This window comes from Streptomyces sp. f51, assembly GCF_037940415.1.
In the GTDB taxonomy this organism is placed as follows: domain Bacteria; phylum Actinomycetota; class Actinomycetes; order Streptomycetales; family Streptomycetaceae; genus Streptomyces.
In genome coordinates, this window is sequence record NZ_CP149798.1 from 6,562,964 (window position 1) to 6,586,769 (window position 23,806).

Consider the following 23,806-nt stretch of genomic DNA (forward strand, 5'->3'; position numbering starts at 1 on the left):
ATGATGTTCGACTCCGTCCGTGACGACCTGCGCACCACCCTCGACGAGATCCGCGCCGCCGGGCTCCACAAGCCCGAGCGGGTCATCGGCACCCCGCAGTCCGCGACCGTGAGCGTCACCGCGGGCGGCCGCCCCGGTGAGGTCCTCAACTTCTGCGCGAACAACTACCTCGGCCTCGCCGACCACCCCGAGGTCGTCGCCGCCGCCCACGCGGCGCTCGACCGCTGGGGCTACGGCATGGCCTCCGTGCGCTTCATCTGCGGTACGCAGGAGGTGCACAAGGAGCTGGAGGCGCGGCTGTCCGCGTTCCTCGGCCAGGAGGACACGATCCTCTACTCCTCCTGCTTCGACGCCAACGGCGGTGTCTTCGAGACCCTCCTCGGCGCCGAGGACGCGGTCATCTCCGACGCCCTCAACCACGCCTCGATCATCGACGGCATCCGGCTCTCCAAGGCGCGCCGCTTCCGGTACGCCAACCGCGACATGGCCGACCTGGAGGCACAGCTCAAGGAGGCCTCCGGCGCGCGGCGCCGTCTGATCGTCACCGACGGCGTCTTCTCGATGGACGGCTACGTCGCCCCGCTCCAGGAGATCTGCGACCTCGCCGAGCGGTACGACGCGATGGTCATGGTCGACGACTCGCACGCGGTCGGCTTCGTCGGCCCCGGCGGCCGGGGCACCCCCGAGCTGCACGGGGTGATGGACCGCGTCGACATCATCACCGGCACGCTCGGCAAGGCCCTCGGCGGCGCCTCCGGCGGCTATGTCGCCGCCCGCGCCGAGATCGTCGCCCTGCTGCGCCAGCGGTCCCGCCCGTACCTCTTCTCGAACACGCTCGCCCCGGTGATCGCCGCGGCCTCCCTGAAGGTCCTCGACCTGCTGGAGTCGGCCGACGACCTGCGGGTGCGGCTGCGGGAGAACACGGCGCTGTTCCGCTCCCGGATGACCGAGGAGGGCTTCGACATCCTCCCCGGCGACCACGCGATCGCCCCGGTCATGATCGGTGACGCGTCCGTCGCCGGCCGCATGGCGGAACTGCTCCTGGAGCGCGGCGTGTACGTGATCGGCTTCTCGTACCCGGTCGTCCCGCAGGGGCAGGCCCGTATCCGCGTCCAGCTCTCGGCGGGGCACTCCACCGAGGACGTGAACCGGGCCGTCGACGCCTTCGTGGCGGCGCGGGCGGAACTCGACGCCTGACAGCCGAGTGCGCCCCCGCCGCCGGGGGCGCACACCGGTCCGATGGCCGGAAAGCGCGTGTGACCTGAGAGAATCGGTCGCATGATCGAAGCGCGGCGGCTCCACATCCTCCGTGCGGTGGCGGACCACCGCACGGTGACGGCCGCGGCTGCCGCGCTGTATCTCACCCCGTCGGCGGTCTCGCAGCAGCTGACCGCCCTGGAGCAGGAGACGGGCCACCGGCTCGTCGAGCGCGGCGCCAAGGGCGTACGGCTCACCCCCGCCGGCGAGATCCTGCTCGGCCACACCAACGCCGTCCTGGCTCAACTGGAGCGCGCGGAGGCCGAGTTGGCCGCGTACAGCGCGGGCTCGGCCGGCACGGTCACGGTGGCCTCCTTCGCCACCGGCATCGGCCTGGTGGTGGCCCCCGCGCTGGCCAGGCTCGCCGTCACCTCGCCCGGCATCCTCGTGCGCGTCCAGGACGCCGAGGGCGACGCCAGCCTGCCGATGGTGCTCGACCGGCAGGTCGACATCGCGGTGGCCGTCGAGTACCGGGGCGCCCCGGACGCGGACGACCCGCGTCTGACCCACGTCCCGCTGTACGCCGAGCCGTTCGACGCGGTCGTGCCCGTCACCCACCGGCTGGCCGACGCCGAGGAGGTGCCCCTCGCCGAGCTGGCCAAGGACCCCTGGATCGGCCCCTACCCGGGCAACCCCTGTCATGACGTGGTCGTCCTGGCCTGCGAGAACGCCGGATTCCAGCCGCGCCTCGAACACTCCTCGGACGACTTCAGGGCCGTCGTCGCCCTCGCCTCCGCGGACGCGGGCGTCGCCCTGGTCCCGCGCTCGGCGCTGCGGGGCATGGAGCTCACCGGAGTGGTCGTCCGTCCCGTGGACGGGGTCGCCCCCACCCGCCGTGTCTTCGCCGCCGTTCGCCGGGGAGCCGAGGACCACCCCCTGATCCGGCCCGTCCTGGACGCGCTGACCCGGGCGGCCACCGTCGACTGACTCCCGGGCCCTCCCGTATCTGGGATAGCATCCCGGATATGGGAAACGATGACGACGGCACCGTCGACGTCCGGCTCGGGGCGCGGCTGGCCGAACTGAGGGCCGAACGGGACTGGACCCTGGGTGAACTGGCGGAGCGCAGCGGGATCAGCAGATCGACCCTCTCCCGTGCCGAGCGCGCCGAGATCAGCCCCACCGCCTCCCTCCTGAACCGCCTCTGCCATGTATACGGGCGGACCATGTCGCAGCTGCTCAGCGAGGTCGAGCGGGAGTCCGCCCTGCTGGTCCGCGCCGAGGACCAGACGGTCTGGACGGACCACGCCTCCGGATTCGTCCGCCGATCGGTCTCGCCGCCCCATCCGGGACTACGCGGCGAACTGGTCGAGGGGCGGCTCGCGGCCGGCGCGGACATCGCGTACGACCGTCCCCCCGTACCCGGCCTCGAACAGCACATCTGGGTCCTCGACGGCCGGCTCGACGTGACCGCGCAGGACATGGAGCACCGCCTCGGTGCCGGTGACTGCCTCCGGCTGCGCGTGTGGGGGCCGACCCGCTTCCACTGCCCCGGCCCCCAGGACGTGCGGTACGCGCTGGCGGTGGTGCTGCCGTGATCACCGCGACCCGCCTCACCGAGGCCGAACTCCGCACTGTGCTCGACGAGTTGGCGGACCTGCTCGTCGACACCGTGGACGGCGGCGCCTCGATCGGATTCCTCGCGCCACTCCGCCGCGCCGACGCCGTCGCCCATTGGCGGGAGCGCGTGGAAGCGGTCGCGGCCGGGCACCAGACGGTCTGGGTGGCCCACGTCGGCGACCGGCTGCTCGGCACGGTCGCCCTCGCCTTCCCGGACAAGCCCAACAGCCGCCACCGCGCCGAACTCGTCAAGCTGATGGTCCACCGGGACGGCCGCGGACAGGGCGTCGGCCGTACGCTCCTCGCCACCGCGGAGACCCATGCCGCCGACGCGGGCATCACCCTCCTCCACCTGGACACCGAGACCGGCAGTCCCGCCGAGTCGCTCTACCTCTCGGCGGGCTGGACCCGGGTCGGGGAGATACCGGACTACGCGGCGACCCCGGCGGGCGAGCCGCACCCGACGACGATCTTCTACAAGCGGTTGCGCCCGGCCGCCGAGACCCTGGGCACGCCCCTGTGACGTCGTGGTTCGCCGCGTCGATGTCAGTGCCATTGGCTAGCGTGCGTCTCATGCCGGATGCCGAAGACGTACGCCGTATCGCCCTATCCCTGCCGGACACGGCGGAGAAGATCGCCTGGAGCATGCCCACCTTCCGGGTCTCGGGAAAGATGTTCGCCACGCTGCCCGAGGCGGAGACCTCCATCGCCGTGCGGTGTCCGAAGGAGGAGCGCGACGAACTGGTCCTGGCCGAGCCGGAGAAGTTCTGGATCGCCGACCACGAGGCCGGTTTCGCCTGGGTCCGGGCCCGGCTCGCGGCCCTGGAGGACGACGAGGAACTCCACGCCATCCTCGCCGACTCCTGGCGCCAGGCGGCCCCGCCCCGACTCCTCGACGCGCACCCCGAGTTGGGCCTGCCGTCCGCCGAGTGAAACGGCCCCTCCACCGCCGCCGCCCCGTGGCATGATCCGCCTCGCGGAGTGATCCGGACGGGAACGAAGCGTGGGGCGGGCCGCTCGTGGGGGAGCGGCCGGGGCCGGGGGAGGGCACGAGCGGGATGTCCATGACGTCATCGGGCGAGGAGCCGTGGACGGGGGAGCCGTCGGAGCCCGCGGTGGGGCGCCGCACGGGGGGAGGCGACGGCGACGGCGGGGGCGGTTCGGGCGGGCCGGGGCCCGAAAAGCCCGGGCCCGAGAGATCCGGGTCCGAGAGGTCCGGGTCCGAGAGGCCCGGGTCTGAGAGGCCCGGGTCTGAGAGGCCCGGGTCCGAGAGATCCGGGGCGTCGGGTGCGGACCGGTCCCGGGCCGACCCCTTCGGCGAGCGGCCGCCGAGGCCCGTCTGGTCGCGGGACTTCGCCCTGTTCTTCGTCGCGCGAGCCCTCGCGCGGCTCGGCGAGAGCATGCTGCCGGTGGCCCTCGCCGCGGGACTCCTCCGGTACGGGTACGGAGTCGGTGCCGTCGGCCTCGCCATGGCCGCCTCGGCCGCCCCGTTCGCCGGGCTGGTGATCTTCGGTGGCGTGATCGCCGACCGGTTCAGCACCCGCAGACTCATGATCGGCGCCGACCTGGTGCGGCTCGCCGCCCAGTCGATGGCCGCCGCCCTCTTCTTCACCGGCCACGTGGTCCTGTGGCAGATCTGCGTGATCGGCGCGGTCAACGGGGTGGCCGGCGCGGTCTTCCAGCCCGGGGTCGCCAGTACCGTCCCGCGCCTGGCCGCCGACATCCAGGGGGCCAACGGCGCCATCCGGATCGCCGAGTCCGCCGCCCAGCTCGCCGGCCCCGCCCTCGCCGGCGTGCTGGTCGCCTTCTCCTCCGCCGGAGGGGTCTTCGTGGCCCACGCCGGCACGTACGCGCTCAGCGCCCTGTGCCTGCTGCTGCTCCGCGTGCCCCCGGCCGCCCCCGGGAGCCGGATCCACAGCGGCACCTTCAAGGCCGATCTCGCCGAAGGCTGGTGGGAGTTCAGATCCCGTACCTGGCTGTGGGCCGTCATCGTGATCTGGTGCGTCTACATGATCTCCGTCTGGGGCCCCACCGTGCCCCTGGTGGCGACCGAGGTGGTGCAACGGCACGGCCCGCGCGCCTACGGCCTGATCAACTCCGCCCTCGGCGCGGGCACGGTCGTCGGCGGGCTCCTGGCCCTGCGCCTGCGCCCGCGCCGCATGCTGCGCGCCGGGTCCTTCGCCCTGCTGGCCTTCGCCTGCTTCCCGGCGGCCGTGGGGGCGGGGTTCGGCGTGGCGGCCATCTCGGCGGGCGCCGTCCTCGCCGGAGCGGGCATGTCGCTGTGGGGAGTGATGTGGGCGACGAGCGTGCAGACACAGGTCGCCCCCGACGTCCTCAACCGCATCCACGCCTACGACGTCGCGGGCTCCCTGGCGATGATGCCCGTCGGCCAGGCGCTCGCCGGGCCCGCCGCCGGGGCCCTGGGCGCGGACCACGTCCTTCTCGTGGCCGGCGTGATGTCGCTCGTCGTCCCCGTGGCCCTGCTCTCGGTGCCCGCGATCCGTGGTCTGGTACGGGTCGACAGCGCCGTGCCCCGGTCGGCGAACACCCTCGCCGCACCGCTCGGACAGGCCCGCAGGCCACCCGGCCCGCGCACAACGGGTGCGCGACCACCGGCGTGAGTGCGGTATTGTTTCCGTGCACGTCCGGCCAGGGGAAACCCCAGGTCAGACAGGCATCGGGACGTGGCGCAGCTTGGTAGCGCACTTGACTGGGGGTCAAGGGGTCGCAGGTTCAAATCCTGTCGTCCCGACTCGTTCGAGTCGTGGTTCAGAGGCCGTTTTCTCATCACCGAGGAAACGGCCTCCGTCGTACCCGGGCCCCGGGGCGCGAGGTCGCGCGGGGCCGCGGGCGGGCGACTGGCCGAGACGGACCGGTGGCCGGGAAAAACGCTTGGACCGCACGGCCCCCGTCACGGGACCATCTAACTTCTTGCCTGCCCATATCCGGACATCGGCGTCCCGGTGAACCTCCGGCGCCGTGGACCGCGGACGGCGTGGCGGGCAGCCGTACGACGACACAGGGTTGTGATGGCATCTCCTGAATCGCGCAAGGCATTACCGGGCAAGGGCTCGGTCCTCCTCGCACTTCGCTACTACGGAAGGGAGCTGCGCAGGCTCCGACGACTGACCGTGCCCGGCATGCTGCTGCCGGCACTGGGCAACATCGGCATCGGCTACGTGGCGCCGCTCGTCGTCGCGAAGCTGGTCGGCCGGATCGCGGGCGGCGAGGGTGTCTCCGCCGGCGAGGCACTGCCGTACGTCCTGGCCTTCGGCGGTGTCCTGCTCCTCGCGGAGGCGTTCTGGCGCCTCGGCCTGCACTGCCTGAACCGCCTCGACGCCCTCGGCATCGAGCGGCTGTACGTGATCGGCATGGACGAACTGTTCGCCAAGGACGCCGCGTTCTTCCACGACAACTTCGCCGGCTCGCTCACCAAGCGGGTGCTGAGCTTCGCCTCCCGCTACGAGGAGTTCGTCGACACCATGACCTTCCAGGTCGTGGGCAGCCTCGTGCCGCTCCTCTTCGGCTCGGTGGTGCTGTGGCGCTACGAACCCCTCCTGGTCGCCGGACTCCTCGTGATGATCGCCGTGACGGGGCTGTGCGTGGTGCCCCTCATCCGCCGCCGTCAGGCACTCGTCGACGAGCGCGAGGAGGCGATCGCCCGGGTCTCGGGCCATGTCGCCGACAGCCTGATGAACATGGACACCGTCCGGGCCTTCGCGGCCGAGGAGCGCGAGGCGGCCGAGCACCGCTCCCGGGTGGCGGCGTCCCGGCGGCTCACCCTGCGCTCCTGGGACTACGGCAATCTGCGCATCGACACGTTCGTCGCGCCGATGTCCGTCCTGACCAACGCGCTCGGACTGCTGCTCGCGGTCACCCTCGGCGGGGGCGCGCACGGTGTGGAGGCGGTCGTGGTGGCCTTCACGTACTACGCCAACGCGACCAGGATCATGTTCGAGTTCAACCAGATCTACCGGCGTCTGGAGAGCGCCATGACGGAGGCCGCGCAGTTCACCGAGCTGCTGCTGACACCGCCGACCGTGCTCGACCCGGTCGCTCCGGAGCCGCTGCGGACCGGCGGGGCCGACGTCCGCTTCGAGCGGGTGACCTTCACCCACGGTGGCGCCGAGCCGCTGTTCACCGGGCTCGAACTGGACGTGCCCAGCGGGGCGAAGGTCGGTCTGGTCGGCCGGTCGGGCGGCGGCAAGACCACGCTCACCCGGCTGCTGCTGCGGATGACGGACATCGAGGGCGGCCGCATCCTGATCGGCGGCCAGGACATCAGCAGGCTGAGGCAGGCCGATCTGCGCAGCCAGATCGCGTACGTGCCGCAGGACCCGGCGATGTTCCACCGCACGCTGCGGGACAACATCGCCTTCGCCCGTCCGGACGCCACCGAGGCGGAGATCCGGCGAGCGGCCGAGGCGGCCCATGTCACGGAGTTCGCCGACGCGCTGCCCGACGGTTTCGCCACCATGGTCGGGGAACGTGGCATCAAGCTGTCCGGCGGCCAGCGCCAGCGGGTCGCCCTCGCCCGCGCGATCCTGCGTGACGCGCCGATCCTGCTGCTCGACGAGGCGACCAGCGCTCTGGACTCCGAGAGCGAGATCCTGGTCCAGTCGGCGCTGTGGCGGCTCATGGAACGGCGTACGGCGCTCGTGGTGGCGCACCGGCTGAGCACGGTCGCCACCATGGACCGGCTCGTCGTCCTCGACCGGGGAAAGATCGTCGAACAGGGCACGCACCAGGAACTGCTCGCGACGGACGGCGCCTACGCGAAGCTGTGGCGCCACCAGTCCGGCGGCTTCATAGACGACAGCCCGGCCACGGCCGACCGGCACTGAACCCCGGCGGGGGTCCCGGTGGGGACGGGGCCGGCCCGGGACATCGGGATCAGGGCGGTCGGCCCGTCGGGGGTCAGGCCGTGGCGTCGTGGCGCAGCGGTACCGTCCACTCCAGGACGGTGCCGCTCGGCTCGTTGGACGTCAGGGCGCAGCTGCCGCCCAGGTGCTCGGCGCGGGTGCCGATGTTGCCGAGCCCGCTGCGGCGGGTGACGTCGGGGCCGATCCCGCGCCCGTTGTCCGCCACCCGCAGCCGCAGCGCGGTGGCGGTGGCCTCGGCGGTGACCTCCACCGCGGTGGCCTCGGCGTGCCGGGCGACGTTGGACAGGGCCTCGCGCAGCACCGCGACCACGTGTTCCCGCTGCTCGTCGGACACGTCGGTGTCCAGCAGGCCGCTCATGCGCAGGGCCGGGGCGAAGCCCAGCGTCTCGGCCGCGCGGCCCACCTCGGTGACGAGCCGGGTGCGCAGGCCGGCGGTGGCGCCGGACCGGTCGCTCTCCCGCAGGGCGTAGATCGTGGACCGTACGACCTTGATCGTGTCGTCGAGGTCGTCCACCACCCGCTGCACGCGTTCGGCCACGTCGGGCCGGTCGGCGAGCCGGTTGAGCACCGACTGGAGGCTGAGCCCGCCCGCGAAGAGCCGCTGGATGGCCAGATCGTGCAGATCGCGTGCGATCCGGTCGCGGTCGTTGAGGACGAGCAGCTGTTCCGCGTCGCGCCGGTGCTCGGCGATCTCCAGGGCCAGCGCCGCATGGCCGGCGAACCCGGCGATCATGTCGACGGTGGCGTCGGGGAACACGGTGCCGCCCTGCCGGTTCGCCACCTGGAGCACGCCCCGCACCCGCTCGTGGGTGCCGAGCGGGATCACGAACGCCGGGCCGAGGTCGAGGACCGAAGCACTGCCCGTCCCGGTGCGCGGGTCCTGGCTGAGCGAGGGGCTGACGATCCGCTCGCCCGAGGCGTACACCTTGGCCGCCAGACTCGTGCCGTCGGGCAGGGTGAGCCCCCGCACCTGGTCGGCGTCGCGCCCCTCGGCCGACTCGATCACCAGGTCCGTGGTCCCGGTCAGCGGCAGCGCCAGCGTGACGAGATCGGCGTCGGACAGCTCCCGGACCGTGGCCGTGAAGGCGTGCAGGACGTCGACCGGGTCGGCGCCCGACAGCAGGGTGCGGGTCAGGTCGCTGCTCGCGGCCAGCCAGCGCTCACGGCGCCGGGCGTCGTCGTACAGACGGGCGTTGTCGATGGCCACGCCGGCCGCCGCGCCGAGCGTGCGCAGCACGGCCTCGTCCTCGGCGTCGAACTCCGCCCCGCCGTGCTTCTCCGTGAGGTACAGATTGCCGAAGATCTTGTCGCGGACCTGCACGGGGGTGCCGAGGAACGTGGTCATCGGGGGGTGGCCCGGCGGGAAGCCCACGGAGTCGGGGTGGTCGCTCAGGACGGGCAGCCGCAGCGCGTGCGGCTCGCGGATCAGCAGACCGAGGATGCCCTCTCCCCGGGGGTAGTGACCGATGCGGGCGATGGTCTCCTCGTCGATCCCCACCGTGATGAACTGCTTGATGCCGCCCTCGTCGCCGAGGACGCCGAGGGCGCCGTAGCGGCAGTCGACGAGCTGCACCGCGGACTCCACGATCTGCCGCAGCACGACGTCGAGGTCCAGGTCGCTGCCAATCGCGAGCACGGCTTCGAGAAGGGTGTGCACCCGGTTCTGGGTGCCGCGCACACGCTGGACCTGCTCCTGGAGGTCCTCCAGGAGGGCGTCGAGACGGAACTGCGGGGCCGCCGGCTCCTCCGGAAGATGTGCGCTCCGGTCCATTCGACATCCCCTCCACGTGCCGCCCGTCGAAGCCATGATGCCCGACCGCACGCCCCCGTGGTCGGGCACCTGTACGGAACGCGGCGACGGCTTCGGGGGTGGAGGGGAGGAACACGTGAGAATGGTTCAGATGGTCCCCGTACGTCCGCCGACGGCGCGGACGTGCGGCGTACGTCGGGGTCCGCCGCAGTCGGCTCAGGGTTCAGCGTTCGGGCAGCCAGTGGTGTTCGATCCGGTGCGAGGGGTGCCTTTCGGCCGGGTGCGTGTCGTCGACGCGGAAGGTCAGGCTGTTCATGACCCCGACGACACCGTCGACCCGCCACGTCAGCCGGATGGCCTCCGGGATCTCGCTGCGGTGCTCCAGCCGGCCCTCCAGCGTCACCACCCCCTCGCCGACCGAGACGATCACCGCGTGCGGGGGCAGCGACAGCGCCCGCCCGAGGACGTCTTCGGCGATCTCCCGGCGGATCTCCTCGTCCGTCCGCAGGAAGACCCGCAGCAGGTCACGGCGGGTGGCGATACCGATGAGACGGTCCTCCTCGTCCACCACCGGAAGCCGTTCGACGCGATGGCGCTCCATGACCCGGGCGGCGTCGGCCACCCGCTGCTCGGGATGCACGGTGATCGCCGGTGTGGACATCAGCTGCTCCGCGGTCGAGGGGCGGACCGCCCCGCCCCCGTCGGCCGCCGAGCGGCGCGCCGCCGCCCGCCAGGGACCGTCGCCGCCGGCCGGCCGGGGCAGCGCGCCGCACAGCGAGAACAGTCGGCGCCGCAGCGAGAACAGTCCCCGCCGCAGAGACGGCACTGCGCGGCGCTGCCAGGTCGGTCCGCGGCGCGGTGGGAGCGGTCCGCGGCGCGGTTCCCGTTCGCTGCCGGACCGCAGGGCCCGTACCCGCAGCAGATCGGTCTCCGAGATCACGCCGACGACCTTGTCGTCGTCGTCCACGACCGGCAGCCCGCTGATCCGGTACCGGTCCAGGAGCCGGGCCACGTCCTTGAAGGACATCTCCCTGCGCGCCCCGACGACCTCGCTGGTCATCACCTGCCCGACGATGAGGGTCATCTCGCCATCTCGCTTCCTGCTCGGACGGCTTCCCAGCGTGCCCGGCCGGCGCGCGCGGGAGCAGGGGCCGACCGTCCTCGGCCGGGGGCCGGACCGTCCCCGCGGGCGGGACGTAGGACCCGGGCGGGTCGAGGGTCCGGGCGGGTCGAGGGGCGGGCGGGTCGGGGGTCCGTGCGGGTCCGAGGCCCCGGCCCGGCCCCGCGTTCACCCGCGCTTCAGACCGACCCCGCCGTACAGGGACACCGGCTCGTCGCCGATCGGGGTCTCGCCCTCCGCGAGCCCGGGACGCCAGTCCTTCACCGATACGACACCCGGCTCGACCAGGTCCAGGCCCTCGAAGAAACGGCTCACCCCGGCGTGCGAGCGGCCCACCAGGGTGACGCCGCCGCGCGCGTACGCCTCGATGCCCCGCCGGACCTCCTCGGGCTCGAAGTCGGCGGTCATCGCGGACAGCGACAGGAAGCTGCCGGGCGCCAGCGCGTCGACCAGGGTCCCGACCAGCTCGTACGCCCCGCCCTCGTCGGCGATGAAGTGCATCAGCGCGATCAGCGACAGGCCCACGGGACGGTCGAGGTCGAGCACGCGCGCGGCCTCGGCGAGGATCTTCCCCGGCTCGCGCACGTCCGCCTGGACGTACTCCGTCCTGCCCTCCGTCGTGCCGCGCAGCAGCGCCTCCGCGTGGGCGAGGACGATCGGGTCGTTGTCGACGTACACCACCCGCGCGTCCGGTGCGGTGCGCTGTGCGATCTGGTGGAGGTTGGGCTCGGTGGGAATGCCGGTGCCGATGTCCAGGAACTGGCGGATTCCCGCCGTACGGACGAGGTGCCGGGTGGCGCGCTGCATGAACCACCGGTTGCTGCGGGCGGCCCGTTTGGCTCCCGGATCACGCGCCGTGATCTGCTGCCCGAGCCGCTCGTCGACCGGGTAGTTGTCCTTGCCGCCCAGATACCAGTCGTACACCCGGGCCGGATGCGGCCTGGTGGTGTCGATCCCGTCCGCGGTGGACCCCGTCCCCGTCATACGACAACTCCCCGCTCGGCTCGGCCTGTTCACCCCGTCGGCCCGGGTTCGATGGGGTGCGCGAGCAGTCTGCCATCCGGGCCGGGGGCGGAGCGGGCGGCCGTCGATCCCCGGCCACCGTCCCGGTCCCGGAGCCCGCGGGGAGATTCCGTACGAGCCCGGCCGTTCGGGGCGGACGGGCGGACGCGGGGACACGGGCGGCGGGGGGATCTTCCCAAGCGTCCGGCGCGGGGCTATAGTCCAAAACTAGCAGTGCTAATTAATACTGTTGCTGGCTTGTGCTCATCACCGTCCGGTGCCCGGTCGCCGGTGTCCGTCAGGAGTCCTGTCGTGCGTCCCGTCCACTTCGCGGCCGCCCGCCGCACCCCCATCGGCAAGCTGCGCGGCGCCCTGTCCTCCGTGCGGCCCGACGACCTCGCCGCGCACGTCGTCCGCGGCCTGGTCGCCGAGGTGCCCGCTCTGGACCCGGCCCGCGTCGACGACGTCTACTGGGGCGCGGCCAACCAGGCCGGCGAGGACAACCGCAACGTCGCCCGGATGGCCGCGCTGCTCGCCGGACTTCCCGACAGCGTGCCCGGTGCCACCGTCAACCGGCTCTGCGCGTCCGGCCTCGAAGCCATCACCACCGCGGCCCGCGCCATCGCCTCGGGCGAGGCCGACATCGTGCTCGCCGGCGGCTCCGAGTCGATGAGCCGGGCCCCCTTCGTGCTGCCCCGCCCGGACGAGGCGCTGCCGCACCGCATCGAGACCGTCGACACCCGGCTCGGCTGGCGGCTGGTCAACCCGGCGATGAAGGACCTGCACGGCGTCCTGTCCATGGGCGAGACCGCGGAGGAGGTCGCCGCGCGGTACGGCGTCTCGCGCGAGCGGCAGGACGCGTTCGCGCTCCGCAGCCACCAGCGTGCCGCCGACGCCCGCAAGAACGGGTACTTCGCCTCCGAGCTGCTCCCCTTCGAGCGCCCCGACGGTGTGGTCGTCGACAGCGACGAATGCGTACGGGAGGACACCTCGCTCGACAAACTGGCCCGCCTCAAGCCGGTGTTCCGAGCCGGAGGCACGGTCACCGCGGGCAACGCCTCGCCGATGAACGACGGAGCCGCCGGTGTGCTGCTGGTCAGCGAGGAGGCCCTGAACGAACTCGGGCTTGAATCGCTCGGCCGCTACGCCGCCGGGGCCTCGGCCGGCGTCCATCCCGACGTCATGGGCATCGGCCCGGTGCCCGCGACCCGCAAGGCGCTCGCCCGTGTCGGCTGGAGCGTCGCCGACATCCAGGAGGCCGAGTTCAACGAGGCGTTCGCCGCCCAGGCCCTCGCCTGCGTGGACCAGCTCGGCATCGACCCCGACCTCGTCAACCCGACCGGCGGCGCCATCGCCCTGGGCCACCCGCTCGGTGCCTCGGGTGCCCGCATCCTGACCACCCTGCTGCACCGCATGCGCCGTACGGGCGCCGAGCGCGGGCTGGCCACGATGTGCGTGGGCGTGGGGCAGGGCAGCGCGGTCCTGGTCGAGCGCCACTGACGAACGGGCCCTGGAGCGGGGGCCGGGGGCGCCGGGCGGGTCCGGTGTCCCCGGCCGGCCAGGGAAACCCCGGTGGGACCCTCGCCCCGGGGGCGGGAAGCGTGGGCATAGCATCGGCCCCCGCATGAACACGATGACGCTCTGGCACATATCCATCGGGGAGTTCACGGCGCTCGCCGCCGCGGCTCTCCTCGTCGGCTTCTCCAAGACGGCCGTCAGCGGCGCCAACACGGTCAGTCTGGCGGTCTTCGCCGCCGTGCTGCCCGCCCGCGCCTCGACGGGCGTCCTGCTGCCCCTCCTGATCGTCGGGGACCTGCTGGCCGTCGCCACCTACCGGCGCCACGCCCACTGGCCCACGCTGTGGCGGCTGTTCCCCGCGGTCGCCGCCGGTGTCGTCCTCGGCACCCTGTTCCTGGTGTGGGCGGACGACGGGATCGTACGGGCCTCCATCGGCGCGACCCTGCTGCTGATGACCGCTATCACGCTGTGGCGCCGCCGGGCCGCCGTCCGGGACGAGGAACCCGACGCGGTCGTGACCCGGGCGGGCCGTGTCAGGGCGCGCTCCTACGGTGTCCTCGGCGGCTTCACCACCATGGTCGCCAACGCGGGCGGCCCGGTCATGTCGATGTATCTCCTCTCGGCTGGCTTCCGGAAACTGGGCTTCCTCGGCACCTCGGCCTTCTTCTTCCTGATCGTCAACGTCGCCAAGCTGCCGTTCAGCGCGGGCCTCGGCCTGATCGACGGCCGTTCGCTGCTGCTGGACGCGGCGCTGGCCGTCTTCGTGGTGCCGGGGGCGTTCCTCGGCAAGTGGGCGGTCAAGCGCATCAACCAGCTGCTCTTCGAGCGTCTGGTGATCGCGGCGACGGTGGTCGGCGGCGTACAACTGCTGCTGCGCTGACCTTCGTTCGCGGCCCCCGTCGCCCCGGCGTGGCCCGTCAGCGGGTCGCGGCCGACGTCAGCTCCTGGGGCCGGTCGGGCAGCCCTTGTGTCAGGTCCTCGACCAACAGCCGTTTGGCGATCGTGTCGACGGCGGCGCGCAGCTCCGCGCCGGACGGTCGGCCGAGATCCTTCTCGACCCGCCCGGCGAGCCATCGGCCCCAGGCCTGGCCGATGACCTGTGCCTCCCGCTCACCCGCCGCCGTGTGCGAGAACAGCGATCCGTGCCGGGTCAGATACCCCTCGTCGACCATCCGCTGGAAGACCGGGACGAGCACCTCGGGTGGCAGCCTGCGCCGGGCGGCGATCAGCGCGAGATTGGCGTGGCCGACCATGCGGGTGAACAGCTCCACCTGCATCACGGCCCAGGCTCCCGCCACATCCAGCCGGGTGTCGGAGTCCAGCACGATCCGGCGCGCGGTGTTCATCTCCGTGGTGCCGATGATCTTCCCGACGGCGGCCTCCAGCAAGCGCCGGGAGTCGGCGGTGGACGGTGACGCGAACCCCTCGCCCATGTCCGTCGACCCCATGCGCGCGCTGTCGCGCAGCTCCACCTGCTTGAGGAACAGCGCCACGACGAAGCCGAGGACCGCGACCGGAACCGTCCACAGGAAGACGGTGTGAATGGTGTCGGCGTACGCGTCGACGATGGGCGCCGCCGCCTGTGCCGGCAGTCTGTGCAGCCCCTCCGGGCTCTGCGCGGCCCGGGCGATGACCGCGGGCGGTGCCGCACCGGTCGCCGCGGCGGCCCTGACGCCTTCGGCCAGGTTGGGCTTCAGCGCGTTGGTGTAGATCGTGCCGAACACGGCCGTGCCGAACGAACTGCCCAGCGTACGGAAGAAGGTGACCCCGGAGGTCGCGGTGCCGAGGTCGGTGTACTCGACGGTGTTCTGCACGGCGATCGTCAGCACCTGCATGCACAGCCCGATCCCGGTGCCGAGCACGAACATGTACAGCGACTCCCGCCACGCCCCGGTGCCCGGCCCCATGCGGGACATCAGATAGAGCCCGACCGCCATCACGAGGGAGCCGACGATGGGGAAGATCCGGTACTGCCCGGTCTTGCTCACCACGTTGCCGCTGAAGACCGACGCGATGAGCAGTCCCAGGACGAGCGGCAGCGTGCGCACTCCGGAGACGGTGGCCGAGTCCCCGTCGACGTACTGGAGATAGGTCGGCAGATAGGTCATCGCGCCGAGCATCGCGAAGCCCACGATGAAGCTGAGGATCGAGCAGACCGTGAACACCGGGTTGGAGAACAGCCGCATCGGCAGCATCGGTTCGGCCGCACGGGTCTCGACCCAGCAGAACAGCGCGAGCGCGATCAGGCCGCCGACGAACAGGCCGATGATGGCGGGCGATCCCCAGGCGTACTCGTTGCCGCCCCAACTCGTCGCCAGGATCAGGGCGCTGGCCCCGACCGCGACCAGGGCGATGCCCAGGTAGTCGATGACGGGACGGGTCACCGACTTCACCACGGGAATGGTGCGCGCCGCCGCGATCACCACCAGGATCGCGAGGGGTACGTTGATGTAGAACGCCCAGCGCCAGGTCAGATGGTCGGTGAACAGACCGCCGAGCAGCGGTCCGATGACGGTGGCCACACCGAAGACGGCACCGATCGCGCCCTGGTACTTGCCCCGTTCGCGCAGCGGGATGACATCCGCGATCAGCGCCATGGAGGTCACCATCAGACCGCCGGCGCCCACGCCTTGCAGTCCGCGCCAGGCGATCAGCAGCGACATGTTCGTGGCGAGTCCGCACAGGAACGACCCCGTGATGAAGATGATCGCCGACGCCTGGAAGACGATCTTGCGGCCGAACAGATCGCCGAACTTGCCGACGAGCACGGTCGCCACGGTCTCCGCCAGCAGGTACGCGGTCACCACCCAGGACATGTGGGCGGCACCGCCCAGGTCCGACACGATCGTCGGCAGCGCGGTGCCCACGATCGTCTGGTCCAGCGCGGCGAGCAGCAGTCCGAGCGCGATCGTCACGAACACGATGTTGCGGCGGCGGCTGTCGAGCACCGGCGGCCCGGGTGCCGCCGCCGGGACCGGCGCGGTGTCCTCGGTGATCGTCACAAGGGCCACCCTCACACCGGTCGCCGTCCCGTGCATGCGGGGCGAGCCGCCCGGTGTACGGGCCGGACGCCCTACGTGGCCGGATTCCTGCGCAGCAGATAGGTGTCCATGATCCATCCCTTGCGTTCGCGGGCCTCGGCGCGCAACCGCTCGATCCGGGGGGCGGCCTCGGCCAGTGGACCGGAGACGAGGATCTCGTCGGGGGTGCCGATGTAGGCCCCCCAGTAGATGTCCATGTCCTCGTCCGCGTACTGCCGGAACCTCTGGTGGGCGTCGAGCATCACGACCACGTCGTCCACCCCGTCCGGGAAGCCCTCGGCGAGACGCCGTCCGGTGGTGATCTGCACCGGCCGCGCGACCCGGTTCAGCCCGGTGCGATGCCGGGCGACGAGCGCCGAGACACTGCTGATGCCGGGCACCACGTCGTACGAGAACGCCACCGTGCCCCGGTCCAGGATCTCCTCCAGGATGCCGAGCGTGCTGTCGTACAGGGCGGGGTCGCCCCACACCAGGAACGCGCCGCTCTCGTCCTCGCCCAGTTCGTCGGTGATCAGCCGCTCGTAGATGCCGGCCCGGGCCGTGCGCCAGTCCCCGACGGCGGGCGAGTACGCCGAGCCGCCCGCGGTCCGGTCCCGGTCCGGGTCGCGCGCCTCGACCAGGCGGTACGACCCCTCGGGTACGTGCGCGTCGAGGATGTCGCGGCGCAGCCGGACCAGGTCCGACTTCACCTCGCCCTTGTCCAGGATGAAGAACACGTCCGTGCTCCTCAGCGCCTTGACCGCCTGAAGCGTGAGCTGATCGGGGTCGCCCGCGCCGATGCCGATGACATGAATCTTTCGCACACCGAGAGTCTGCCGCACGCCACCGACCGCGGACGCACCGGCCGGGACCCCGGGCCCGCGCCCGCCCCGACACCGGCCCGCGTGTGGCCCGGATGCCCGATGGCCAGGCGTCGGGCAGGCGTCCGGCGGACGACCGGGCGCTCTCACCGCCCCCGCCGCGTACCCTCGTCAGCCGGCCCCGCCGCGTACCCTCGTCAGCCGGCCCCGCCGCGCAGCCGGGGCGATTCCCGTGCCGCGTCGACCCGTTCGTCGCCGCTCTCGACGACGGCCGCCAACTCCCTCGCCCAGCGGATGACTTCGGCGAGGTCCAGGTCGTAGGGCCGTGGCCGTCCGGTCGTGGCCGTCCACTCCTCGACCGCCCCGGCGCCGCGCCGCAGCAGCCGGGCGCCGCCCGTCGCGTTCCCCCGCGCCGCGTGGGTGAGGCCCACGGCGAGCTGGGCCAGCCCGCGCCAGAGCCCGCGCTCCTCCTCGGGACCCGACTTCCAGGCGTCCTCGAAGACCTCGTGCGCGTGGAACGGCCGGCCCGCGTCCAGCAGCGCCTGAGCCTCGGCGACCGTGCGCACGGGACGGCGCACGACGCCCTCGGGCGCCCGTTCCACCCCGGCCTCGCCGTACGGCAGCGGGCGCCCCAGTCCGTCGCGGGGCCGGGCGTTCCGTGCCCGCCCCTCGGCGTCCCTGTCGCGTCCGCCGGCTCGCCGCGTCTCAGATGTCCCGGTCATACGCCGATTGTCGCGCGCCCCGTCCCCCTGCGGAGCGGCCCCCCGGCGTGGGGTAAAGTTCTGTTCGCACGATCACGCGGGGAACCGCGGGTGAGGGCACCGGGACGTGGCGCAGCTTGGTAGCGCACTTGACTGGGGGTCAAGGGGTCGCAGGTTCAAATCCTGTCGTCCCGACAGAGGTTTACCTCATTGTCGCAGGTCGGAGGCCGTCTTCTCAGAGATGAGAGGGCGGCCTCCGGCGTCTTTCCTGTTCGGCCCAGATCGCCTTGCCCCGGCCACCGCCCCTGACCCCCCAGCGGCGGCTGAGCTGCGCGGTGATGAAGAGCCCGCGCCCGTTCTCGTCCGTCTCCAGGGCCCGGCGCAGGTGCGGAGCGGTGCTGCTGTCGTCGGTGACTTCGCAGGTGAGGGTCTCGCCGAGGATCAGACGCAGCTGGATCGGCCCCTCGGCGTACCGGACGGCGTTGGTCACCAGCTCGCTGACGATGAGCGCGGTGTCGTCGACGAGGTCGGCGGCGACGCCCCAGCCTGCCAGCTGGGCGGCCGCGGCCTGCCGCGCCCGGGAGACGTTCGCGGGGCTGTTGGCGAACGTCCAGGTGTTGGTCTGGTCGGGGCCGAGCGTGTGCGTGCGGGCCAGGAGCAGGAAGGCGTCGTGGTGGAGCCGGTCGGCCCCCAGGTCGCGGGTGAGGGAGTCGCACAGCGCCTGGAGGGACCCGTCCGGCGCTGTGACGGCGCCCGCGATCAGGTCCTCGAGCGAACGGGCCGTGTCCGCGGCGCCGCCCAGGAGCGCGTTGTTGTAGAGCAGCAGCGTGGTGCCCGTGGGCAGGGCGCGCTCCGTGACCCGGTAGAGGGCGATGTCCCGGCCCAGCGGAGGGCCGGGTGCGATGTCGAGGGCTTCGACCTCTCCGCCCCGGTGCAGCAGGACGGGTGCCGGGTGCCCGGCGCTCGCCGCCGTACAGAGGCGGGTGACGGGGTCGTACACCAGGTACAGGCAGCTGGCCGGGGCCGTGTCGCGCGGGGGGAGGTCGGGCGTGCCGGCCAGCACCGGCTGGGGGCGGCTGGCGAGGTCGTGCAGCCGTTCCAGGATCTCGTCGGGTGGCAGGTCCAGGTCGGACAGCGCTTCGATCGCGGCGCGCAGTTCGCCCATGGCCGCGGGATCGGCGGTGTCCGCAGAGCCGGCGGTGTCCCCGGCGACGAGCGCGATCCTGGCCCCGGACAGGGGGATGACGTCGAACCACGCGCCGCCCGTGCCCGCGGGCAGATAGGCGTGGGCGAGGTCGACCGCGGCGGCTCCCGGCGTCGCCGGATGGGCGAGGCGGCCGGTGAGGATGCGGGATGTGGAGCGTTCGCGTCCGTACTGGCGGGCGTTGTCCAGACAGAGCGCGGCATGCGTGGTCAGCTGCTCCGCCAGGGCCAGGTCCTTGTCGTCGAACGGGGTCGGGGCGCGCCACCGGTAGAAGCAGGCGAGTCCGAGCACGAGGCCGCGGGCCCGGATGGGGACGAGCAGGATCGAGTGCACGCCCGCGGTCAGGATCCGGGCGTCACGCCGTCGCTCCGGGTCGAGCCAGGGGGCGTCCTGGTCCAGCCGCCCGATCAGCTTGGGCGCCAGTGTGTCCAGGGCGGTCCGGTAGGGCGTGCCGGGCGGATAGGTGGTGATCTCTCCCACCTTGGGTACGCCCTGGTGCTCGGGACCGGCGACCGAGCGGAATCCCGCGCGTCGCAGGGCCGCCTCCCGTTCGCGGGAGTCCGGGGTCGGCGCGTGGCCGCGCAGCACGGTGTCGTAGACGTCGATGGTCACGGTGTCGGCCAGACGGGGGACGGCCAGGTCGCAGAACTCGGCGGCGGTGCGGAACACGTCCAGCGTGGTGCCGACCCGGGTGGCCGACTCGTTCAGCAGCCGCAGACCCGCCTCGGCGCGTACCCGGGCGGTGATGTCGGTCAGCGCGGCGGCTACCCCGACCACGGTCCCGTCGGGGCGCTGGAGCCGGAGCACGGCCACCGAGACGACCGCCTCGACGCCGGGTTCGAGCCGGCTGCGGAGCCGGACGGGCAGGTCGAACACGGGACGGCCCGATTCCAGTACGCGCCGTGCCGTCTGCTCGATGACGGCACGGTCGGCGACGTCGAACGCCCGGAGGATCGCGGAAAGCGACCGCCCGACCATGCGATCGGTCGGGAAGTCGCGCATCAGGCGCGCGGCCGTGTTCACCCGTACCAGCCGCAGACGCGCGTCGTACACGTGCAGACCGGCCGGGGACCGGGAGAACAGCGCGTCCAGGAGCGCGTCACCCAGGTCCTCGTCCGTCGGGTCGGCCTTCGAACGGTGTCCATCCCTCACGACGGAACGCCTCTTCGCTGAGTCGGTACGGTGCCTCGTCCCGATCCAACCCCCGCCCGGCGACCGCTGCCACCGGAGCGCCGCGGACCGGCGGCCCGTGGCGTCCGTGGAGGCCCCGGGTCAGCCGATCCGTCCGACGTGCGCCAGCGCCTGCCGCAGCAGCACGCCGTGACCGCCCGGCATGTCGTCCGTGACCACGGGGGAGGCGGCCTCCTCCGGGCTGAACCAGACCAGGTCGAGGGCGTCCTGGCGGGGACGGCAGTCGCCGGTGACCGGCACGATGTACGCCAGGGACACGGCGTGCTGGCGCGGGTCGTGGAACGGCGTGACCCCCAGCGTCGGGAAGTACTCGGCGACGGTGAAGGGCTGGAGCGAGGCCGGGATCCGGGGCAGGGCCACCGGTCCGAGGTCCTTCTCCAGATGGCGCAGCAGGGCGTCGCGGACCCGCTCGTGGTGCAGCACCCGTCCGGAGACGAGGGTGCGGCTGACCGTCCCGTCCGGACCGATGCGGAGCAGGAGCCCGATGTGGGTGACCTCGCCGTTGTCGTCGACGCGTACGGGGACGGCCTCGACGTACAGGATCGGCATGCGGGCGCGGGCCGATTCCAGTTCGTCGCGGGACAGCCAGCCGGGCGTGGTTTCGGTCAAGTCAGACATTGCTTGATCATACTTTCCGTGCGTCCGGTGCGGGCGTGATGCTCCAGGTCAACGATGCCTCACGGAAAGGGTCATTGTGTGTTCTTCGGAATCGGCCACGGTGTTTCGGCCCGCCCGGCCGGACACGGCACGGGGGTTCGCCGGCCGGGGACCGCGCGCCCCCGCCGCCTCGTAGCCTGGGGCACGCCCGGCAGCGCGGCCGGCGGGACCACGGGAGCGGTATGGCCATGGAATTCAGCACGGGGATCACCGACGCCGTCGCCGAGAGCTTCGCCGGAGCGCCCGATCCGAGGCTGCGCGAGTTGCTCGGCGCGCTCACCCGCCATCTGCACGCCTTCGTCCGCGAGACACGGCCCACGACGGGGGAGTGGGAGAGCGCCATAGCCTTCCTGACCGCGACCGGACGCATGTGCACGGACACCCGGCAGGAGTTCATCCTGCTGTCGGACGTGCTCGGTGTGTCCATGCTGGTCGAGACCCTGAACGGCCACGACGACCCGGGCGCGACGGAGTCGACGGTCCTCGGTCCCTTCCACCTGACGCGGTCCCCGGTGAGGGAACTCGGCGCGAGCATCGACCTGGTGGGTACCGGCGAGCCCTGCGTGGTCAGCGGCCGGGTGCTGTCCCGGGACGGCACTCCGCTGCCCGGCGCGGTCCTCGACGTGTGGCAGGCGGACGGTGAGGGCTTCTACGACGTTCAGCGGCCGGACCTCCAGCCCCCCGGCAACGGCCGCGGGCTGTTCACCACGGACGCCGAGGGCCGGTTCCGGTTCCGCACCTGTGTGCCGAGCCCGTACCCGATCCCCGTCGACGGCCCGGTCGGCGCCCTGCTCGGGGCGACCGGACGCCACCCCTGGCGCCCCGCCCACATCCACTTCATCGCCTCCGCCGAGGGCCACGCCCCCGTCACCACGCACATCTTCGTGGCGGGCAGCCCCTATCTGGACTCCGACGCCGTCTTCGCCGTGAAGCGCAGCCTCGTCCAGGACTTCACCGAGACCGACGACCCCTCACTGGCCCGGGAGTTCGGCGTCGCGAACCCCTTCCGACACGCCCGCTTCGACCTCGTACTGGAGCCTGCATGACCACCCCGCTCGACTTCACCCACGAGACCCGGCCCGCCCGGGTCGTCTTCCGGCCCGGCGCCTCGGTGACCGCCACACCGGGGGAGGCCGCGCGGCTCGGCCTGCACCGGGCGCTCGTGGTGTGCGGGAGCCGGGGCACGGAGGCCGCGCAGGCGGTCGCGGACGCGCTGGGCGACAGCTGCGTGGGGGTCCACTCCGGTGCCCGGATGCACGTCCCGGTCGAAGTCGCCGACGAGGCCGTCGAGGTGGCGCGGGCGACGGGTGCCGACGGGTGTGTCGCCGTCGGCGGCGGCTCCGCGATCGGTCTGGGCAAGGCGATCGCGCTGCGCACCGGTCTGCCGCTGATCGCGGTGCCCTCCACCTACTCGGGCTCCGAGATGACGTCCGTGTGGGGCCTGACCGAGCAGGGCGTCAAACGCACCGGACGCGACTCCTCCGTACAGCCGCGCTGCGTCGTCTACGACCCGGACCTCACCCTTGGGCTCCCGGTCCCCCTCTCGGTGACCAGCGGGGTCAACGCCATCGCCCACGCGGTCGAGGCGCTGTACGCCCCGGACGCCTCCCCGCTGGTCTCGCTGATGGCGGAGGAGGGGGTACGGGCGATGACCGGCGCGCTTCCCGGCGTGGCCGCCGACCCCGGCGATCCGCGGGCGCGCGGCCGGGCCCTGTACGGCGCCTGGCTCTGCGGTTCCTGCCTCGGCGCGACGACCATGGGCCTGCACCACAAGCTGTGCCACGTCCTCGGCGGCACCTTCGGCCTGCCGCACGCCGAGACCCACACCGTGGTCCTGCCGTACACGCTCGCCCACAACGCGGCCGCCGCGCCCGAGGCGATGGCCGTCCTGGCGCGCGCCCTGGGCGCCGACGACGTACCCCGCGCTCTCCAGGAGCTCGCGGTGAGCCTCGGCGCTCCCCGTACGCTCGCCGAACTCGGTCTGGAGGAAGGTGACTTGGCCCGTGCGGCGGCCCAGGTCGCGGCGGAACCCTTCTCCAACCCCCGTGAGGTGACCGCGAGCGGCGTCCTCGGGCTGCTGACGGCCGCGTACGAGGGATGGGAGCCGCGGAGCGGGGTCGCGTAGCGGCACCGCCCACCGTAACCAGGTCGCAGAGGGGGGTAGTTGGGCGCGGGGTGGTTTTCAGAGCCACCCAACTCGCATGTCCGTGGCTCCTGTTGGGCATCCGTCATCGCTCCGACACCCGCGGACTCTGGTGTTTTTCCCGTGCGCCCGGGAGGCTGACCCGGGCATGCCAAGACGACCGCCTGGTCTGCCCCGCCCCCACGCCGCGGTCGACCTGGAGGAAGCAGTGACAAGAAGCTCGCGGGCCCGCACGATCCCGCTCGTCCTCGGCAGCGCCGTCGCACTGGTCGTCGCCTTCCCGGGCAACGCCCTCGCCGACCCGCCCACGGCCCTGCCCGGGAACGCGGACGCACTGGAGAGCACGTTCCAGCCGGCCTTCGACTACGACACCGACGGCTGCTACCCGACCCCGGCCATCGGCCCGGACGGGACGATCAACCCCGGCCTCAAGCCCTCCGGGGCGCTCAACGGCCACTGCCACGACCCCTGGGACCTCGACAACACCAACGGGTACTCCCGCGAGAAGTGCAACAACGGCTGGTGCGCCATCATCTACGGCCTCTACATGGAGAAGGACCAGGCCGTCGTCGGCAGCGGGCTCGGCGGGCACCGCAACGACTGGGAACACGTCGTGGTGTGGGTCCAGGACAACGAGGCGAAGTACGTCTCCACGTCGGCGCACGGCAACTTCAACATCTACAACCGGGACCGGATCCGCTGGGACGGAACCCACCCCAAGGTCGTCTACCACAAGGACGGCATCGGCACGCACTGCTTCCGGCCCGCCAACACCAACGACGAGCCGCCGGAGAACGCCCACCACACCTGGCAGTTCCCGACCCTGGTCGGCTGGAACGGCTACCCCGCAGGACTCCGCGACAAGCTGACCTCGTACGACTTCGGCAGCGCCCACTTCGGCCTCAGGGACGACAGCTTCAACTCCCACCTGGCGAAGGCGAAGCCGGCCGGCATCGCCTTCGACCCCAACGCCTGACCG

19 protein-coding genes, 2 tRNA genes and 1 pseudogene are annotated in these 23,806 nt (G+C 72.5%); 14 read left to right on the plus strand and 8 right to left on the minus strand.

The window, feature by feature from the left end; all coding sequences use genetic code 11:
* Positions 1–3 precede the first annotated feature (3 nt).
* From WJM95_RS28425 to WJM95_RS28460, 8 genes and pseudogenes are all read left to right on the plus strand, one after another.
* Entirely contained in the window at positions 4–1,197 is a 1,194-nt protein-coding gene (locus WJM95_RS28425) for a glycine C-acetyltransferase (protein WP_339135898.1), read from the plus strand.
* 81 nt (positions 1,198–1,278) lie between these two features.
* Positions 1,279–2,184, plus strand: coding sequence for a LysR family transcriptional regulator (locus WJM95_RS28430; protein WP_339132817.1), 906 nt, complete (start codon positions 1,279–1,281; stop codon positions 2,182–2,184).
* A gap of 38 nt (positions 2,185–2,222) precedes the next feature.
* Positions 2,223–2,795, plus strand: coding sequence for an XRE family transcriptional regulator (locus WJM95_RS28435; protein WP_339132819.1), 573 nt, complete (start codon positions 2,223–2,225; stop codon positions 2,793–2,795).
* The gene (locus tag WJM95_RS28440) at positions 2,795–3,340 is read left to right on the plus strand and encodes a GNAT family N-acetyltransferase (protein ID WP_339135900.1); all 546 of its coding nucleotides are present in this window, start codon (positions 2,795–2,797) and stop codon (positions 3,338–3,340) included. The genes WJM95_RS28435 and WJM95_RS28440 overlap by 1 nt, the downstream gene beginning before the upstream one ends.
* 50 nt (positions 3,341–3,390) lie before the next feature.
* Complete coding sequence (locus WJM95_RS28445) at positions 3,391–3,750, plus strand: MmcQ/YjbR family DNA-binding protein (RefSeq protein ID WP_339132821.1); 360 nt, start codon at positions 3,391–3,393, stop codon at positions 3,748–3,750.
* A 404-nt stretch (positions 3,751–4,154) separates the two neighbouring features.
* Positions 4,155–5,438 (plus strand): annotated as a pseudogene (locus WJM95_RS28450) (MFS transporter); the annotation flags it as partial.
* 57 nt (positions 5,439–5,495) lie between these two features.
* A tRNA-Pro gene (locus WJM95_RS28455) sits at positions 5,496–5,569 on the plus strand.
* A 277-nt stretch (positions 5,570–5,846) separates the two neighbouring features.
* Positions 5,847–7,661 (plus strand): ABC transporter ATP-binding protein, encoded by a 1,815-nt coding sequence (locus tag WJM95_RS28460; RefSeq protein ID WP_339132823.1) that lies wholly within the window; start codon positions 5,847–5,849, stop codon positions 7,659–7,661.
* A 73-nt stretch (positions 7,662–7,734) separates the two neighbouring features.
* Here the strand turns inward: WJM95_RS28460 and WJM95_RS28465 are convergent, their stop codons facing one another.
* The 3 genes from WJM95_RS28465 to WJM95_RS28475 form a co-directional block, all read right to left on the minus strand.
* Positions 7,735–9,471, minus strand: coding sequence for a GAF domain-containing protein (locus WJM95_RS28465; RefSeq protein ID WP_339132825.1), 1,737 nt, complete (start codon positions 9,469–9,471; stop codon positions 7,735–7,737).
* A 202-nt stretch (positions 9,472–9,673) separates the two neighbouring features.
* Positions 9,674–10,534: a CBS domain-containing protein gene (locus WJM95_RS28470; RefSeq protein WP_339132827.1), complete on the minus strand. Its 861-nt coding sequence runs from the start codon at positions 10,532–10,534 to the stop codon at positions 9,674–9,676.
* A gap of 204 nt (positions 10,535–10,738) precedes the next feature.
* Positions 10,739–11,554: an SAM-dependent methyltransferase gene (locus tag WJM95_RS28475; protein WP_339132830.1), complete on the minus strand. Its 816-nt coding sequence runs from the start codon at positions 11,552–11,554 to the stop codon at positions 10,739–10,741.
* A 330-nt stretch (positions 11,555–11,884) separates the two neighbouring features.
* On the opposite strand from WJM95_RS28475, the gene WJM95_RS28480 reads away from it, so the two are divergent.
* Positions 11,885–13,072 carry a thiolase family protein gene (locus WJM95_RS28480; RefSeq protein WP_339132832.1) on the plus strand — a complete coding sequence of 396 codons (1,188 nt, stop codon included), beginning with the start codon at positions 11,885–11,887 and terminating at the stop codon, positions 13,070–13,072.
* A 124-nt stretch (positions 13,073–13,196) separates the two neighbouring features.
* The gene (locus WJM95_RS28485) at positions 13,197–13,970 is read left to right on the plus strand and encodes a sulfite exporter TauE/SafE family protein (RefSeq protein WP_339132834.1); all 774 of its coding nucleotides are present in this window, start codon (positions 13,197–13,199) and stop codon (positions 13,968–13,970) included.
* Between the two features lie 37 nt (positions 13,971–14,007).
* Here WJM95_RS28485 and WJM95_RS28490 read toward each other — a convergent pair whose 3' ends face one another.
* The 3 genes from WJM95_RS28490 to WJM95_RS28500 all read right to left on the minus strand — a co-directional run bounded on the left by WJM95_RS28490 (position 14,008) and on the right by WJM95_RS28500 (position 17,653).
* The gene (locus WJM95_RS28490; RefSeq protein WP_339132836.1) at positions 14,008–16,092 is read right to left on the minus strand and encodes an MDR family MFS transporter; all 2,085 of its coding nucleotides are present in this window, start codon (positions 16,090–16,092) and stop codon (positions 14,008–14,010) included.
* A 71-nt stretch (positions 16,093–16,163) separates the two neighbouring features.
* Positions 16,164–16,934 carry a precorrin-6A synthase (deacetylating) gene (gene cobF / locus WJM95_RS28495; RefSeq protein ID WP_339132838.1) on the minus strand — a complete coding sequence of 257 codons (771 nt, stop codon included), beginning with the start codon at positions 16,932–16,934 and terminating at the stop codon, positions 16,164–16,166.
* A gap of 194 nt (positions 16,935–17,128) precedes the next feature.
* Positions 17,129–17,653 (minus strand): DUF309 domain-containing protein, encoded by a 525-nt coding sequence (locus tag WJM95_RS28500; protein WP_339132840.1) that lies wholly within the window; start codon positions 17,651–17,653, stop codon positions 17,129–17,131.
* A 100-nt stretch (positions 17,654–17,753) separates the two neighbouring features.
* On the opposite strand from WJM95_RS28500, the gene WJM95_RS28505 reads away from it, so the two are divergent.
* Positions 17,754–17,827: transfer RNA gene (locus WJM95_RS28505), tRNA-Pro, on the plus strand.
* 40 nt (positions 17,828–17,867) lie between these two features.
* Here WJM95_RS28505 and WJM95_RS28510 read toward each other — a convergent pair.
* Together WJM95_RS28510 and WJM95_RS28515 are read right to left on the minus strand one after the other, a co-directional pair.
* Positions 17,868–19,988: a SpoIIE family protein phosphatase gene (locus WJM95_RS28510; protein ID WP_339132842.1), complete on the minus strand. Its 2,121-nt coding sequence runs from the start codon at positions 19,986–19,988 to the stop codon at positions 17,868–17,870.
* Between the two features lie 120 nt (positions 19,989–20,108).
* Positions 20,109–20,645: an NUDIX hydrolase family protein gene (locus WJM95_RS28515; protein WP_339132844.1), complete on the minus strand. Its 537-nt coding sequence runs from the start codon at positions 20,643–20,645 to the stop codon at positions 20,109–20,111.
* 221 nt (positions 20,646–20,866) lie between these two features.
* Here WJM95_RS28515 and WJM95_RS28520 point away from each other — a divergent pair, with 221 nt between their 5' ends.
* The 3 genes from WJM95_RS28520 (at position 20,867) to WJM95_RS28530 (ending at position 23,803) form a co-directional block, all read left to right on the plus strand.
* Positions 20,867–21,730 carry an intradiol ring-cleavage dioxygenase gene (locus WJM95_RS28520; protein WP_339132846.1) on the plus strand — a complete coding sequence of 288 codons (864 nt, stop codon included), beginning with the start codon at positions 20,867–20,869 and terminating at the stop codon, positions 21,728–21,730.
* Entirely contained in the window at positions 21,727–22,809 is a 1,083-nt protein-coding gene (locus WJM95_RS28525) for a maleylacetate reductase (protein ID WP_339132848.1), read from the plus strand. Before WJM95_RS28520 ends, WJM95_RS28525 begins: the two co-directional genes overlap by 4 nt.
* A 226-nt stretch (positions 22,810–23,035) precedes the next feature.
* Complete coding sequence (locus WJM95_RS28530; protein ID WP_339132850.1) at positions 23,036–23,803, plus strand: NPP1 family protein; 768 nt, start codon at positions 23,036–23,038, stop codon at positions 23,801–23,803.
* The last annotated feature ends 3 nt before the right edge of the window (positions 23,804–23,806 follow it).